Here is a 14441-nt window from a genome sequence, read left to right on the forward strand (position 1 = left end):
GCCGACCGCGAAGCTCGCACTTTTTTCCCGGTGTGGTCGTGCTAACGTGACCCTGGGAACAGCGACTCGAACTCGATCGCTTGGAGACAAGAGGAGGACGGCCAATGCAGAATATCCACGGTCTTGCTATTCCTGAAACCATTGCCGAGGCAACGAGGCCAGAGACGACGGCGCTTGTCGTCTACGACATGCAGATCGGGATTTTGCGCCAGCTGGAAAATGGGCCCGCTATCCTGGAGCGTGTATTGCACACCCTTCAGCTTGCGCGATCCGCCGGGATACGCGTCTTTTTCATGCGGCACATGTCCTTGCCGGCACGGATGGCGGGTGTCTTTCAGTTCCGGCAGATGATGGCCTGGCAGCGCAAATCATCGGTCGAGGATGTTAACCCCTGGTTCTTGCGCGACAGCCCCGGCTTTGCCCTTGCCCCGGAACTTGAAGTTCGCGACGACGAGGTGATTTTCGACAAGATCACATTCTCGGCCTTTGAAGGGACGCCGCTTGCCATCGCCATGCGCGATTGCGGCCTGAAGAGTTTTCTCATCTGCGGCATCGCCACCGAAATCGGCATCGAACCCACTGTCCGCCATGGCGCCGATCTTGGCCTTATCCCGATTGTGGTAGAGGACGCCTGTGGCGGCGGCGAAGCTGAGGCAGCGGACCGGGCGATGGCGGGCATGAAATTTATGGGCGATGCGATGTTCTGTACGGTTGAAGGCCTATCCGCCGTCTGGCGCTGAACCATCGAGGTTCCTGGGGATCGGCTACGTTCTTCCGGTGCGGATTTTCATTTGTAACACACTCCAAACGGTCCATAGTGAGCCACCCGATTGGCTCGGAGAAGCGCTTCGGGGAGAGAGCCCCCTCTGCGCTCGATGCCAAGGTTTCACTTCGCCGCCCTGCAAAGGGCGCTGTTTGGGAGAGGTTCGAATGGACACTTTGCGGAAAGCTGCTGCCGAAGAAACGCTCGACCCGGATGACTGGGCCGATGTGCAAGCCTTGTCTCATCAGGTCGTCGACGATGCCGTCCGCTATCTGCGTGATATCCGCAATCGCCCCGTGTGGCAGGAAATTCCTGCGGAGGTGAAGGCATTCTTTGAATCTCCTCTGCCACACGAGCCAGCGCCGCTGGCGGAAATCTATCGTGAGGTTGTCGACAATGTGATGGCCTATCCCATGGGAAACGTTCATCCCCGCTTTTGGGCCTGGTATATGGGTTCGAGCAATTTTACCGGGGCGCTCGGCGATTTTCTGGCGGCAATCCAGGGGTCGAACCTTGGCGGCGGCAACCATGCTGCAGCCTATATGGACCAGCAGGTGGTCAACTGGTGCAAGGAGATGCTGGGATTCCCCGCTTCGGCCAGCGGCACCCTGGTCAGCGGCGGTTCGATGGCGAACATCATTGGCCTCGCCGTGGCGCGTAACCGGAAAGCCGGCGTAGACGTGCGCGAGTTGGGTCTCGCTGCCATGGAGAAACCCTTGCGCTTCTATGGCTCCGATCAGATCCACAGTTGCCACCGCAAGGCAATGGAGGCGCTGGGATTGGGGAATCGGGCTCTGCGGCGCATTTCAACCGATGCAAGCCTGCGGATCGACATCACCGCATTGCGTGCGGCAATCGCCGAGGATCGCGCTGGGGGATTTCAACCAGCTTGCGTGATCGGAACGGCCGGAACCGTAAACACCGGGGCCATTGACGATCTGCAAGGTCTGGCGAAACTGGCTGCGGAAGAAGACCTGTGGTTTCATGTCGATGGCTGTATCGGCGCGCTCATCACTATCGCTCCCGAGAACAAATATCGCGTCGCCGGAATCGAGCTTGCCGATTCCATTGCACTTGACCCGCACAAATGGCTGCATGCTCCATTCGAGGCCGGTTGTGCACTCATCCGGGATGCCGATGCGCACCACGCGACATTTGCCGTCACGCCGGAATATCTGGAGATGACGCCGCGCGGCCTCGCCTCGGCCAATTGGCTGCATGATTTCGGCCTGCAGACCACCCGCGGCTTCCGGGCCCTTAAGGTCTGGATGGCGCTCAAGGAGCATGGCATCGAAAAGTTCGGACGTTTGATCGACCAGAACATCGAGCAGGCCAGGTACCTCACCACGCTCATCCAGGCCGAACCCCTGCTGGAACTGGTGGCGCCGACAAATATCAATATCGTCTGCTACCGCTATCACCTCGAAGGAATGGATGGCGACATGTTGAAGGCGCTCAACACCGAGATCATGCTGCGCCTGCAGGAAGAAGGCACGGCAGCCATTTCGGATACGACTGTTCATGGCCAGCATTGCCTGCGCGTCGCAATCAACAATCACCGAACCCGGCGCGACGACCTGGAGCTGCTGATCCGGGAAACAATTCGCCTTGGCCGCGAGATCGCGAACACCAGTGCGGCTGACTAGGATCTACGCATGAACTGCGTGTCATCCCGCTCCAGATAGCCTGTGGGCACCGGTTGTGCCGCATAGTCGAGCGTCAGTTCCTCGCCTGCAGCAATCGCACGCACAGCCCGGATCGTCCGGTAATCAGGGCCGATCTGGAGGTTCGGTTCAAAACTGTGATTGATAAAGCCGTAGCTGGTGCGCAAGGGCCGAACCAGCAGCATCTCATCCGGCAAGGCATTCCACTCCATCTCGGTCAAAATCACCGGATAGCGGTGCGCCTCGACCACCTGCCCGTCGAGCACGCACAGCACCTCATCCCTCGCCCACGGCCGCCGCGTATGGAGGCCCTGCCCCTGCGCCGCGCCTGGTGCAAGATAGGTCTCCGGGATGGTCTCGACCAGCGTCTCGCCATTGAGGAAAATTTCGGCGCAGGTGTCGATCGTGGCCTTGGTCATGACTACCCCTCCATCATTTCGCGCAGCACCATGCGTTTGTATTGCTCCACCAGCACATCGCCCTCCTTGCGCTCCACCGAGATTGCAAGGCGCATCGTCGCTTCGCCAAGCTGCATGATCAGGAAGCTCGATGTCTCCAGCTCCGCGCGGTCCGCTTTGGGATCGACCCGCTCCCGTGCCGCAGCCAGCACGGCGCCATTGAGGCGGCTGTCGGCGAGATCGATGTCGCGCAGTGCCTTGTCGGCCTGCGTGCCCGACCAGATGTCGCGCATCACCGGTTCGGCAAGGAACATTGCGTAATAGACGTCGATCAGCTCGCCGAACGCCCGTCGCAACCCTTCCCGGTCCTGTACGTCCGCCAGACCCTCCGCAATGCAGACCTGCCCGGCCACATTGTAGCGGTCCGCCAGCGTGCGGATGATCGCGCCCTTGTCGGGAAAGTATTGATACAGCGAGCCGATCGAAATCCCCGCCATCTCTGCCACGTCGCTCATGCGCATGGCATCGCTGCCGCTCTTCTCGATCAAGGTCGAGGCGCAGCCGAGAATGCGCTCCACCCGCTCACGGCTGCGCTTCTGTATCGGTTCACGGCGCACCGCTCCCGCTTCGCTCTCAACCGCCGCAATCTTGTTCATGAATAATCCTCACATTTTCCTTGACTCTTATAATATGAGGATTTATCACATTTGCAAATATGAGAATTACTCACGTTTAATAGGAGATGAAAATGACGACGTTTCACGCTTCGAAATTCCCTGTCCTTATCGTCGGCGGTACCGGCAAGACCGGGCGCCGCGTTGCCGAGCGGCTGATTGCGCGGGGTGTACCCATCCGCATTGGATCGCGCCGCGCCAGCCCCGCCTTCGACTGGGAGAATCCGGAAAGCTGGGCAATTGCGCTCGAAGGCGTTTCGGCCGCCTACATCACTTATTATCCCGACCTCGCCGTTCCCGGCGCTTCCGATGCCGTCGGCGATCTCGCCCGCCTTGCCGTACGCAAAGGCGTCAAGCGCCTCGTGCTCCTCTCGGGCCGCGGCGAACCGGAAGCCCAGCGCGCCGAGCAGGCATTGCAGGCCTCCGGTGCCGACTGGACCATTGTCCGCGCCAGCTGGTTCATGCAGAACTTCAACGAAAGCATGCTGCTCGGCCCGATCCTTGCCGGTGAAATGTCGCTGCCGGTCAGCAGTGTGCGCGAACCCTTCGTCGATGCCGATGACATCGCCGATATCGTCACCGCCGCCCTCACCGATGACCGCCATGTCGGCCAGCTCTACGAGGTAACCGGCCCGCGCATGCTGACTTTCGCCGAGGCCACAGCCGAGATTGCCAAGGCCAGCGGGCGCACCATAGACTACCGCACCATCACCGCGGAGGAATTCATGCAAGGCCTCGAACAGGAACAGGTTCCCGCCGACATCGCCGCGCTCGTCAACGAGCTCTTCACCGTGGTGCTCGACGGGCGCAACGAATACGTGACCGACGGCGTGCAGAAGGCGCTCGGCCGTAAACCGCGCGATTTTGCCGACTATGCCCGCGAGACCGCCGCAACCGGCATCTGGGAGAACGCGAAATGATCGCCTTGATTCCGCTCTTCACCCTGATCGCAGCGGTCGGCAGCGGTCTCATGGCCGGGCTGTTCTTCGCCTTCTCCAGCTTCATCATGACGGCGCTGGCAAAGCTGCCGCCCGAACAGGGGATCGCCGCCATGAACTCGATCAATGTGACGATCCTCAACGCCACCTTCGGCCTCGCCTTCTTCGGCACGGCCCTGCTTTGCCTCGGTCTCGGCGTTGTCAGCATTCTGCGATGGGCCGAGCCTGGCTCGGCATGGTTGCTCATCGGCAGCCTCATCTTCCTCGCCGGCACCATCGGCGTCACCATGGTGTTCAACGTTCCGCTCAATGATGCGCTGGCTGCCGTTGCGCCGTCGAGCCCGGAAGGCGTAACGCTATGGACCCGCTATCTCGCCGAGTGGCTGCCGTGGAACCATGTGCGCACCCTCGCCAACATCGCCGCGCTTGTCGCCTTCATTCTCGCCTACGCCAAGCAGGCGGCCTGAGCGCGCAGCGAAGCGCGGGAGCCGCGCTTCGCTCTCTTCTCCTGAACCTTGTGCAAAACCTGGCCTTAAGGCAAACTCCCGCCGCAACCGCAGGGAGTAACCGCATGTACCAGCCGCCGCATTTCCGTGAGGACAGGCTCGAAATCCAGCACGGCCTGATCAGGGCGCATCCGCTCGGCCTGCTGATCTCGACCGGCGCGGATGGCCCGGTCGCCAATGCCATTCCATTCCTGATCGACTCGGAAGCTTCGCCCAAGGGCACGCTGCGCGGCCATCTCGCCCGCGCCAATCCGCAATGGCGCGATCTCGAAAAGGACGGGCGTGTGCTCATCGTCTTCCAGGGCGCCCAGACCTATGTGACGCCCTCCTGGTATGCGACGAAACGCGAGACCGGCAAGGTCGTCCCCACATGGAACTATGCCATCGTACAGGTGCGCGGCATGGCGAAGGTTATCGACGACCGCACCTGGCTTGCCGGCCAGGTTGCGAGCCTCACCGGCCACAACGAGGCGCCGCGCGCCACGCCGTGGACGGTCGATGACGCCCCGCCAAGCTATATCGACGCCCAGCTGAAAGGCATCATCGGCATCGAGATCGAAATCGCCGCGATCGAAGGCAAGTGGAAGGTCAGCCAGAACCGCCCGGAAAGTGACCGTACCGGCGTTGCGGAGGGCCTCGAAGCCGATCAGCACACCGCGGAAGCACGGGCCATGGCCGAGATGGTGAGACGCGGCGGCGCAAATTCATCCAATTGACGAGCATTGGCTGCTGTTTCGTACGCAGCCGGATGTTGGTGCCCGGTAATTCAGCTCTGTTCGATACGCTTGAGGACGGATCTCGAGAGCGAGCGTCAGCGCCTTTGTTCCACCATTCCCGGTAAACTCCGTAAGGACCTGCTCATTCAGGCCGCCCTTTGTCGAAAACTCGGAAGCCATTGCCTCAAACGATTGCTCCTTCGAGGCGTCCGTGACATGGGACAGGCCGCCAAACAGCCCTTTCAGATACGCACTCGCCTGATCATAGGACATTCCTTCCGCTTCGAGCCAACGGGCGCTTGTTTCCAGCAGGCCGAAATATGTTGCCATCAGCGCGCTCGCCGCGCCGAAAAGATCGTATTGCTTGAGGTTCTCCGCCTGCACCGCAGTCCCGAGCGATGAGAACAGCCCAGCTACCTGCTCATTGGGCGGATAGATTGCCGTCACTCCCCGCAACTCAGCGACAAATGGCAGGGGAATTGTCCGGGTGATGGTTACGGGCACGCCAATCCAGCCGGCAAGCGCCTCGATCTGGACAGCAGCAATAAAACTCACCACCTGCTGTTGCTCACGAAATCTGAGTGATTTGACCACTTCCTCGGCGATCTGTGGTCTGACCGCAAGAAACACGATGTCGGCGCTGTCCACGACATCCTGATTGTCAACGCCGACGCGCACGAGCGGAAACTTCCCCGCCAGCCGGGAGGCGACGTGCGCACTACGAGGCGAGACAGTAACTGCACTGATATTCGTTCTCGATTTCATCAACCCGGTGACGACGGCCTCGGTTATGGCACCCGTTCCTACAAAACCCAGTTTCATCGTTCCCCGCTGACTTTGACGTACACGCATCAGAATGCCATGGTGCGAATGGCAGACATGAGCGCCGCTATTTTGACTTGAAGTTATCGTTCGGCTTTATCGTACTGAAACGTTGCACGGTGTTGTAGCGTATATTCCTGATTTCAACGATGCCACCTTCCAGAACGGTGTAAATAACTTCCCCGTTCTTGGCCGTAGCGGATTCACCGGGCTTTCCCTCGCCTCTTATGATCTTGTTGATGGTTGTATACTGCGCTGCACTGTCCTCTTGGGCAAATGCAAGCGGGGAATGCAAACCGATAGTCAAGACCAAAGGAAGAAGAGCCGTTGATGGTCTATTCATGAATATTCCTACAGAAGGATAGCGAAAACAAAACGCGCACCAATCTAACTCAATTGGTGCTCCCATGGCGAGCTTCATGTTCCAGACGCCAATACTGGCGGTGTCTGCTCCAAGGCCCACGACGACGAAGCCAACTCCGTTGGTCTCAAGGCGGGCCGCACGCAAGGATATACGCTGGCGGCCCCGCTATATTACTTTAAGAATGTCTCGCTGTGGGCGTGACACTCCCATCCTTTCGACCCGCGTATCCAGACAGAGCTGTCGGCTGCCCGCAGATCTTGCGACTTGCCGTTCATCGTGACGCTCTGCCGAACTGTGTATGCAATGAGCGCAATATCGGGCGAAGGCGTGGATACTTCGACATCTTCAAGGGCATAGGAGTCGAGGCTCCAATTTCCTTCCTCGGTCATCTTACCCATTTTCTCTTTCTCGATACGCATGACCCCCTGTGCGCCGGTGACGAGCGCGGTCTTCCCCGAGAGTTCGGAAGTGCGGCGGCCATCTTTCGCCTTCATCGCGTCCCAGTAGGATTTCTCAAGGTTGACGATCTCGTTCTTCGTTGGCTTGGCATGAGCGTTCATGACGTCCTCCTGCAATGTTGTATCACCGCAAAACGCTCTGCATCGCTGTCAAGTTCCACCGATGTGTCGGGAAACGGACGTCATTAGAATATCGATGATGGTCGCAAGGCCGGGCGGCACCATAATCGGTGGCGGTGCCACGACCGCGTCGAGGGCACGTGGACGGTCAGCCCGTAAAACGACGCACCGGCGTTGGAAGCTGATTAGGACACAGCGAGAAAGCAAGGCGGAGTTGGTGCGGCGGAGGCGGTTGGGGCAGCTAATTATTACTGTTATTGCAATTAATGGAATCCGAGAGCCAATCACGGAGCCGAACGCGTAGCGCTTCGGGTTTCCGAGTTTGGCATTCCCAAACGGTTAAGACATCCCAGCCAAGAGCGATTAGTTCAGCTTCTTTCCTATTGTCTCGTTCAATATTTCGCGAAAATTTATCGCGCCAAAAATCAATCTTTGTTTTTGGGAATGAAGCTAATTTGCAACCAGGATGGCGATGCCAAAAGCAACCATGAACGAATACCACTTTGCGAAATCGTGGGAGGACGAGATCGGGGGTACCCGGTAGTTCTCGTCTTTGCAGACGAAACCGGTAACCTAACGAATGAATTAATCGTCGCACGACCATTTCCGGTTTGGTGTCACGTTGCGCTATTCGCGACATAAGCAAAGATCGCTCTGGAGAAGTTATATTCTCCACTGAGTCAGTTTGCTGGTATCTCTTGCTGTGGCCTGACTTCCGGTCGTAAATATTTGTGTTCCTTTATATATGTGATGAATGCCTCCACCACCTCTCTTAGATAAGCCGCGACGCGTTTTGATATCTGCTTTAGATCGTTGACCGTATCAAATCGGCCGCATTCCGCGAAAGACATTGAACCGTGAGCCAATTTATTTCGAAGGCTAACAATCAACGCCATTGATCCAAGATCATCTCGTACGATCTTTTTCACATCTTTGAACGAGCGTTTGCTGACCTTTAGATCGAAACCAATTCGTAGAGCGACGCGATGAATCATCCCAATTGCCTCCTCCACCTTTCTCAATGTCAAACGGGCCGACCGGCAACGCCGAGACCAGATGGTCACAAAGCAGGATGGCCTTTTCAAGTCTTTTGTCGGAACCCATTTCAACGTGCGTTCGAGCCACATATTTGACCCATTCACGTCTCAATTCGGTGCTCAAATCCGCCGGGCCCCAGTGGGCCTGTTGTATCGCAGCCTTGCTTACTGCATCCAAACATCCCGTCATGGTCGACTCGACAAGATTATATAGCTGTAAGTACACGCCCGAATAGAGAATCCGCTGTTGCAGAGTGGTTACCACTAGACCGTCCTCACCGCCTAGTTGAGGAACACCAGATTGCACTGCGGTCTGAACGTTTTCCAAGAAATCCAAGTAAGCAAGTATTTCAGAGAACCGTTCCTCAAAACGCTCGGAAAGTTCGTCTGGCATCACCCCTCCACAAGAGCATTGCGAACGAATTCTAAGCGTCTCAGCAGCTTGGATTTCACATTAGCCGCATCAGAGGTTGTAACTTCCTTGAACCCTTCACTTTCGAGCCAAACGGAAACATCTGGTATGTCTCCGTTTGCAATTTCTGGATGATCCTTGAGGGCGAGATAGCTACCGATGGCGATTGCTTCGAAACGAACTCTCGGGGTGGTGTTTGCATTCTCAGTTTTGCGGAATCCGTGAGGGAACACGCGTTCAACGAATGCCATTACCAAGTTAAATCGGTCCCTGTACTCTTCAACTAATTCAGGTCGATCTTGAAAAGATTGATTCATCTTACCCGTATATTCAAATATGAAACGGGATGGACTGTCTCGATATCCGTCCATTCCATCACCATAGGCAAAAAATCTGGTCACTAATTCTTCGCGTATCCTCTCTCGCTCGGATTTGCTCGACACGGGTGCTAATTCCGCCAGAGATTCCGTACGCGCCAAGTCAACCACCAAATCTAAGAACGGGCCGCCAAGCGCGCCACGACGGACTTCAGCAGTGTTCGCTGCTTTGCTGCCGGTGTTTATTCGTTCAAACATATCGAAGCGAGCTTGATCATCGGCATGCTCGTTAAGTACTATGCCGCGAATTGATCGATTCCTGATCTTGTTTTGACGTGAGGGAGGGAGATCCGAAAACCTGGTACCGGAAAGCGATGACAACTCTTCGAGATTGGAAAGTTTCAAATCGCCAAGCACATATTCGTGCAGAGTACGAAGGCGCTGCGAGCCATCAACGATCTCTAGTTTTCCGCTGTCCATTTCCCAGAAAAAAAGAAACGGAATTGGTAAGCCCATAATGAGGGACTCGATAAATCGGGATTTCCGAAACGGATCCCACGTGAATTCCCGCTGATACTTCGGGATCACGAAATCCTCCCGACCCAATTTTTCGACGAGCAATTCGACTGAGTATTCAGTCATGTAGAAATCAATACGGCGGGAACGGTCTACGATCTGCCTTTCGGCATCTGCTATTTGCTCAGCCGAAACGGTCCGTTTCCGTGTCTGTTTCCCCATGCAATCCCCCAATTTTTCTTAAGGTCGATTATATTCCGCCGACGATCTTAGAGCAGAGACAGTTGTTGTGTTCCCGGCAGGGTACCACTACGCACTTGCACAAGGTGCTGGCGGATGGATTGCCCAATTATTTCTCCGAGCTTTGGTGGAACTGCGTTTCCGATCAAGGTACCAAGGCGCTTAAAAGAGACTTGCTCGTCTTGTTTCAAGAAAGCATAATCGCGTGGAAACGATTGCAGTAGCGCGGCCTCGCGAAGACTGATAGCGCGATCTTGTTTTGGGTGACCAAACCGCCCATTACCAAATCCAAAACACTGAGTCGTCATGGTTGGTGCGGGCTTGTTCCACTCCATCCGACCATATACCGAAGGGTATGTCTTTCCGGTTTCGCGGACATGACAATCCGCTCGAAGGTCATTCGGCCAATCTCGCCACGTTCCCCCTGGTTTCGAAGCCTTCATTCTACGCAGATTGAGAGAGCTCAATGTCGATGATATATGCAAGGGATCACCATCAAATTGCTCTCCTGCCGCGATGGGAGGCAGATCGCCAATGGTATCCATTACAGTGACAATTTTTTTCTCGGTTGGTTCGATCAGCTCAATTCGCCCAAACTGAGAGGCCAATAACACCAATCGTTTCCTATTTTGGGGAATACCATAATCTGTACATGTTACTTCGCTCCAAGAAACCGTATAGCCGCTTTCCTCTAACCCTTGGACGAACTCGCTCCAAACGGCCTGGGTCGCCAAACCGCGAACGTTTTCCATGGTAACAATCTCTGGACGAACAGCCATGGCCAAACGCTGGAATTCACGTAGCAACGTCCACCGATGATCGACTGACTTACGGCTTTGTGAATAAGTGGAAAATGGCTGACAGGGAGCACACCCTGCCAATACACGAACCGAAGCATCGCCAAACCATTGTGTTAAATCTTCGGGAGCTAGGTCCGAAACATCCCGACACGCAAAAACAGCGTCAGTATTTGTTTCCAATGGATACTTGCAATTTGGATCAAGATCGACGCCCGCAGCCACGTGCAACCCGGCCATCTTAAGACCATAGGCCAGCCCACCCGCCCCGCAAAAGAGGTCGATGACTGCGGTCGTATCTTCTTGAACTACCATGTTAGAAACAGTCTTAGTCATATTATTTCAATATCCGAGTCGGACATCGTATTACCAGTGGGGCAGCACGCTAATTACGTTGAAAATTCACTATTTGATTTCTGGCTTCTGCGCACTCATTGATCCCAGTAGCATTCCCGCCAAATCCACGTAAATTACCCCCAGGGGATACCATCGGTTGCATAAATGCTGCTCCGGTTGCGCACAACGCGCATAACCGGCAGCTAAAAATACCGTCCCGGGGGAGATGCCGCATGCTTTTCGAGGTTTTTGTCGGTGCCATTTTCGTCGGCGGAACCATCGCGCTGACGCTCGCTTCCTATTTCCTGATGCGGTGGATCACCGGCGGCGAGGCCGAGACCCACGAAAAAGACCTGGCGAGCTCGGTCATCTTCCGCATTTCCGCGCTGCACGGGCTGATCCTGGCGCTGGTTTTTGCGCAGGAGATGATCGACTACCAGCAGCTCCGCTACCAGACCGCCACGGAGGCCAATGCCCTCGCCGACATCTATTTCGATGCCGGGCGCTATGGCGATGCCGAGAAGGGAGCGATCCAGAAGGAACTCAGCGATTATATCCGCGTCGTCGTCGATAAGGAATGGCAGGAACTTGGCGAGACCGACCGGCTGGCGCCGGAAGCCTGGGCGCAATGGGACGAGGCCTATCGCGCGGTTCTCGACCTCGTGCCAACAAATCCGCGCCAGCAAAGCCTGCGCGGCCACATGCTCGACCGCATCTATGTCGTTTCCGACAGCCGCACCAGGCGCGAGAGCACCGCTGCCGATACCATGAGCGCGATATTCTGGTTCGCCGCGCTTTCGGGCTTGTTCTTCATTTCGCTCGCCTATTATTCCTACCCGCCGCGGCGCCGAAATATCCTGCTGATTTCGATATTCGGCGCCTATACCGGCATCATCCTGTTTCTCATCTACGCCTTCTCCAATCCCTACAGCCCGCCGGCCGAGCTCAGTCCGGGCCCGCTGCTGCGGCTGCAGGAGCAGATCGCCAGCGCGGCGCCGCCGGCGCCAAGCTGATCAAGTGCGACCGGACCTTGCCTATTGTGAACTGTCGACGAAGCCGCCCGGTTCTGCCTTGTGCGGGATCGACCAGCCGAAATAGACCTCCGCGTCGGTGACCTTGCCCTCGCGAACGGTCAGGATTTCCGTGTTGCGGAACCTGTGGCCGTCGGTGCTGCTGCCCTCATAGGCAACAAACACCTTGTCGCCCGTGGGGACGAGATGGATGAATTCGAAACCCGCAATGATTTCGCTGTTCGGCCAGCAGCGTTCGAAAAAGATGGTGCGATCAATGCGGTTGTCGAGCGGGCTGGTGAAATGGAAATCCTCGGCAATCAATGGCTCGATCGCGGCGCGGTCCTTGGCAATCCTCCCTCGTGTGATGATCTATAATCCCGCCGGAGCTGCGAAGGTTCCGCGCCGCTTTGACATCCGGATTGTCCGCGTTATATATCGGCCATCCACCCGATGGAGTCCTTATGTCTTCTCAGTCTGAGTCCCGCTGAAGCCCAGCTTCCTTGAAGCTTGGGGCATGAAAACAGGAGCCCCGCGCCGGCATCACCGGCTGCGGACGAGTTCTCATGGGCTTTTGCCCGTTTTCCTCAGGACTACAGACATGGATATTTCGCGCGACGAACAGCGCATTCTTCACCTGCTCGCCCAGGGCGGCAAGATTCTGCTCGAAAAAGACCAACGCAAGACCATTGTCGAGATCATCTGCCTCACCCGCGATGGCTCCCGCTATATGGCCTGCGATCTTCGGCTGTTTCGCAAGTTGAAACAGAAAAGGGCAATCGCGTCCGCCGGTGGCGGGCCCTACCGGGTCACCCGGCGCGGGCTGCAACTGGTGCGCGCCGAGCTGGATAATCGGTAGCACCGTGGGTCCGGCCGGTTATCTCCCCCATTGAGGGGCCCGAAAGGCGGGCGAGCTCCGTGGCTCGCCCTGGTAGCGATTTCAGCACCTTAGCACTTGCTAAGTGCTAGAAATCGCAAGAGAGGGGATTCTTGACTTCAACAGAAAAGTATCCCCTTACTTGGATTTTCCAAGGATTTAGCAAGGGCTAAATCCGGGAAAATCCTTTCTCTCCCGCAAGGGAGAGAAATCGGATCAACCTCAAAAATCCTCCGCCTCGGGTATGCGCCCAAACGCGATCTTCGAGCCGATATAGTTGCCCGGGCCATTCATGGGCCCGAGGTTTAGCGCCTTCGAGCCGTGGCGCACGCGCACCTTGTCGAGTATATCCGAAACGCGTTCCCATTGGCCGCGCTGCTTCATGCTCGCGCCGGTGTCGAACAGGTCGCGGCTCGCCTCCTCCTCGCCGGATAGATCGTGCAGCACCACGGTGACATTGCTGATGTTGCGCATCTCGCCCGATTTCAGCAGTTTTGCGTGCAAATCATTGAGGCAATTCAGGAAAGTATGGTCGTCGCGCGCCGGGCGGAACTGGCCTTCCAGTGTCACGCGGCTGTCGCGCCTGACCCCGATCGTATAGCTCATGGCTCCGGCGCGGAAATGCGAGCGGCGCAGGCGGCGGGCGGCGCTGAGCGTCAGCAGCCTGGCGCATTGCAGCACCTTTTCCGGCGCGCGCCAGTCCGGCGGCAAATTGCGGCCATGGCCGAACATGCGTTTGACCGTCTCCGGCTTTTCCACCGCGTAGCCATGCAGCGCCGAGACAAAGCGCTCGCCCTCGACGCTATTCCAGATGGCGCGGGCGTGCTTCGGCGCGAGATCCCACAAACCGCGGATATCGGTGACGCCCGCCTCGCCCAGCCGCGTCTCCATGCCCTTGGAAATGCCCGGCAGATCGCGCAGTTCGAGGTCGAACAACCTTCCCGGCAGGTCGGCATGATCCAGCAGCACAAAACCGTCCGGCTTGTCCATTTCCGCCGCGATCTTGGCCAGGAGTTCATTGACCGAGATGCCGATTGAACAGGTGAGGATCGGCCCGATCTCGTCACGCAGGGCGCGCTTGATCCGCGCCACCAGCGCCTCGGCTTCGCGCGCCTCCGACGCCAGCAGGCTGCAGGAGACCTCATCGATGGAGCGCACCGAGGCAATCGGCACGCAGCGCTCGATCGTCTCGAGAATGCGGTTGTGCAACTTTACGTATACATCCGGTCGTGCTTCGATGAAGACGATGTCCGGACATTTCTCCCTCGCCTCGCGTACCGGCGTTCCCGTCTTGATGCCGAAGGGCTTGGCCTGGCGGCTCGCGGCGATGACACTGGTATGGGGCGAATCCAGCGGCACAACAGCAACCGCACGTCCCTGCAGCGCCGGATTGAGCTGCTGCTCGGCGCTGGCAAAGAAACTGTCGAAATCCAGATACAGCTTTTCAGGATGGGTCGGTTTACGCATGCTCGAAGC

General features: G+C 57.2%; 19 protein-coding genes. 7 read left to right on the plus strand and 12 right to left on the minus strand.

From position 1 onward, the window contains the following. The first annotated feature begins 104 nt into the window (after positions 1–104). Both N8E89_RS17195 and N8E89_RS17200 read left to right on the plus strand, forming a co-directional pair. Entirely contained in the window at positions 105–740 is a 636-nt protein-coding gene (locus N8E89_RS17195; RefSeq protein WP_245448639.1) for a cysteine hydrolase family protein, read from the plus strand. Between the two features lie 190 nt (positions 741–930). Beyond that, positions 931–2409 carry a pyridoxal phosphate-dependent decarboxylase family protein gene (locus tag N8E89_RS17200; RefSeq protein ID WP_106663163.1) on the plus strand — a complete coding sequence of 493 codons (1479 nt, stop codon included), beginning with the start codon at positions 931–933 and terminating at the stop codon, positions 2407–2409. Here the strand turns inward: N8E89_RS17200 and N8E89_RS17205 are convergent. Together N8E89_RS17205 and N8E89_RS17210 are read right to left on the minus strand one after the other, a co-directional pair. Next, entirely contained in the window at positions 2406–2846 is a 441-nt protein-coding gene (locus N8E89_RS17205; protein WP_106663162.1) for an SET domain-containing protein-lysine N-methyltransferase, read from the minus strand. The genes N8E89_RS17200 and N8E89_RS17205 overlap by 4 nt on opposite strands. Before the next feature lie 2 nt (positions 2847–2848). Beyond that, the gene (locus N8E89_RS17210) at positions 2849–3481 is read right to left on the minus strand and encodes a TetR/AcrR family transcriptional regulator (protein ID WP_106663161.1); all 633 of its coding nucleotides are present in this window, start codon (positions 3479–3481) and stop codon (positions 2849–2851) included. Between the two features lie 92 nt (positions 3482–3573). On the opposite strand from N8E89_RS17210, the gene N8E89_RS17215 reads away from it, so the two are divergent. From N8E89_RS17215 to N8E89_RS17225, 3 genes are all read left to right on the plus strand, one after another. Next, positions 3574–4419, plus strand: coding sequence for an NmrA family NAD(P)-binding protein (locus N8E89_RS17215; protein WP_106663160.1), 846 nt, complete (start codon positions 3574–3576; stop codon positions 4417–4419). Beyond that, positions 4416–4904 carry an anthrone oxygenase family protein gene (locus tag N8E89_RS17220; RefSeq protein ID WP_106663159.1) on the plus strand — a complete coding sequence of 163 codons (489 nt, stop codon included), beginning with the start codon at positions 4416–4418 and terminating at the stop codon, positions 4902–4904. Before N8E89_RS17215 ends, N8E89_RS17220 begins: the two co-directional genes overlap by 4 nt. Positions 4905–5008: 104 nt before the next feature. After that, on the plus strand, positions 5009–5659 hold the full coding sequence (locus tag N8E89_RS17225) for an FMN-binding negative transcriptional regulator (protein ID WP_106663158.1): 651 nt from the start codon (positions 5009–5011) through the stop codon (positions 5657–5659). Here N8E89_RS17225 and N8E89_RS17230 read toward each other — a convergent pair. From N8E89_RS17230 to N8E89_RS17260, 8 genes are all read right to left on the minus strand, one after another. Continuing rightward, entirely contained in the window at positions 5648–6481 is an 834-nt protein-coding gene (locus tag N8E89_RS17230; protein ID WP_262260574.1) for a pyrroline-5-carboxylate reductase, read from the minus strand. The two genes, N8E89_RS17225 and N8E89_RS17230, sit on opposite strands and share 12 nt — an antisense overlap. 67 nt (positions 6482–6548) lie before the next feature. Further along, positions 6549–6989 carry a hypothetical protein gene (locus tag N8E89_RS17235; RefSeq protein ID WP_146147754.1) on the minus strand — a complete coding sequence of 147 codons (441 nt, stop codon included), beginning with the start codon at positions 6987–6989 and terminating at the stop codon, positions 6549–6551. Positions 6990–7015: 26 nt separating this feature from the next. Next, positions 7016–7405 (minus strand): nuclear transport factor 2 family protein, encoded by a 390-nt coding sequence (locus N8E89_RS17240; protein ID WP_106663155.1) that lies wholly within the window; start codon positions 7403–7405, stop codon positions 7016–7018. Between the two features lie 259 nt (positions 7406–7664). Then, positions 7665–8063, minus strand: a complete 399-nt coding sequence (locus N8E89_RS17245) for a very short patch repair endonuclease (protein ID WP_106663154.1) — start codon at positions 8061–8063, stop codon at positions 7665–7667. Between the two features lie 40 nt (positions 8064–8103). Continuing rightward, on the minus strand, positions 8104–8418 hold the full coding sequence (locus tag N8E89_RS29375; RefSeq protein WP_410010319.1) for an MAE_28990/MAE_18760 family HEPN-like nuclease: 315 nt from the start codon (positions 8416–8418) through the stop codon (positions 8104–8106). After that, the gene (locus N8E89_RS17250) at positions 8330–8854 is read right to left on the minus strand and encodes an MAE_28990/MAE_18760 family HEPN-like nuclease (protein WP_262260577.1); all 525 of its coding nucleotides are present in this window, start codon (positions 8852–8854) and stop codon (positions 8330–8332) included. Before N8E89_RS17250 ends, N8E89_RS29375 begins: the two co-directional genes overlap by 89 nt. Further along, the gene (locus N8E89_RS17255; RefSeq protein WP_262260579.1) at positions 8854–9927 is read right to left on the minus strand and encodes a DUF262 domain-containing protein; all 1074 of its coding nucleotides are present in this window, start codon (positions 9925–9927) and stop codon (positions 8854–8856) included. The genes N8E89_RS17250 and N8E89_RS17255 overlap by 1 nt, the downstream gene beginning before the upstream one ends. Before the next feature lie 47 nt (positions 9928–9974). Then, positions 9975–11078 (minus strand): DNA cytosine methyltransferase, encoded by a 1104-nt coding sequence (locus N8E89_RS17260; RefSeq protein ID WP_262260581.1) that lies wholly within the window; start codon positions 11076–11078, stop codon positions 9975–9977. Positions 11079–11311: 233 nt separating this feature from the next. On the opposite strand from N8E89_RS17260, the gene N8E89_RS17265 reads away from it, so the two are divergent. Continuing rightward, positions 11312–12091 (plus strand): bestrophin-like domain, encoded by a 780-nt coding sequence (locus N8E89_RS17265; protein WP_106663151.1) that lies wholly within the window; start codon positions 11312–11314, stop codon positions 12089–12091. Between the two features lie 21 nt (positions 12092–12112). Here N8E89_RS17265 and N8E89_RS17270 read toward each other — a convergent pair whose 3' ends face one another. After that, a complete protein-coding gene (locus N8E89_RS17270) occupies positions 12113–12412 on the minus strand; it encodes a nuclear transport factor 2-like protein (protein ID WP_210203716.1) in 300 nt (99 codons plus the stop codon). A gap of 277 nt (positions 12413–12689) precedes the next feature. Between N8E89_RS17270 and N8E89_RS17275 the strand changes: the two genes are divergently transcribed. Next, positions 12690–12947: a YjhX family toxin gene (locus N8E89_RS17275; RefSeq protein ID WP_106663149.1), complete on the plus strand. Its 258-nt coding sequence runs from the start codon at positions 12690–12692 to the stop codon at positions 12945–12947. Positions 12948–13187: 240 nt separating this feature from the next. On the opposite strand, the gene N8E89_RS17280 is transcribed toward N8E89_RS17275, so the two are convergent. Beyond that, complete coding sequence (locus N8E89_RS17280) at positions 13188–14432, minus strand: Y-family DNA polymerase (RefSeq protein ID WP_262260584.1); 1245 nt, start codon at positions 14430–14432, stop codon at positions 13188–13190. Positions 14433–14441 lie beyond the last annotated feature (9 nt).

The sequence above is a fragment of the Phyllobacterium sp. A18/5-2 genome, assembly GCF_025452215.1.
Classification (GTDB): domain Bacteria; phylum Pseudomonadota; class Alphaproteobacteria; order Rhizobiales; family Rhizobiaceae; genus Phyllobacterium; species Phyllobacterium sophorae.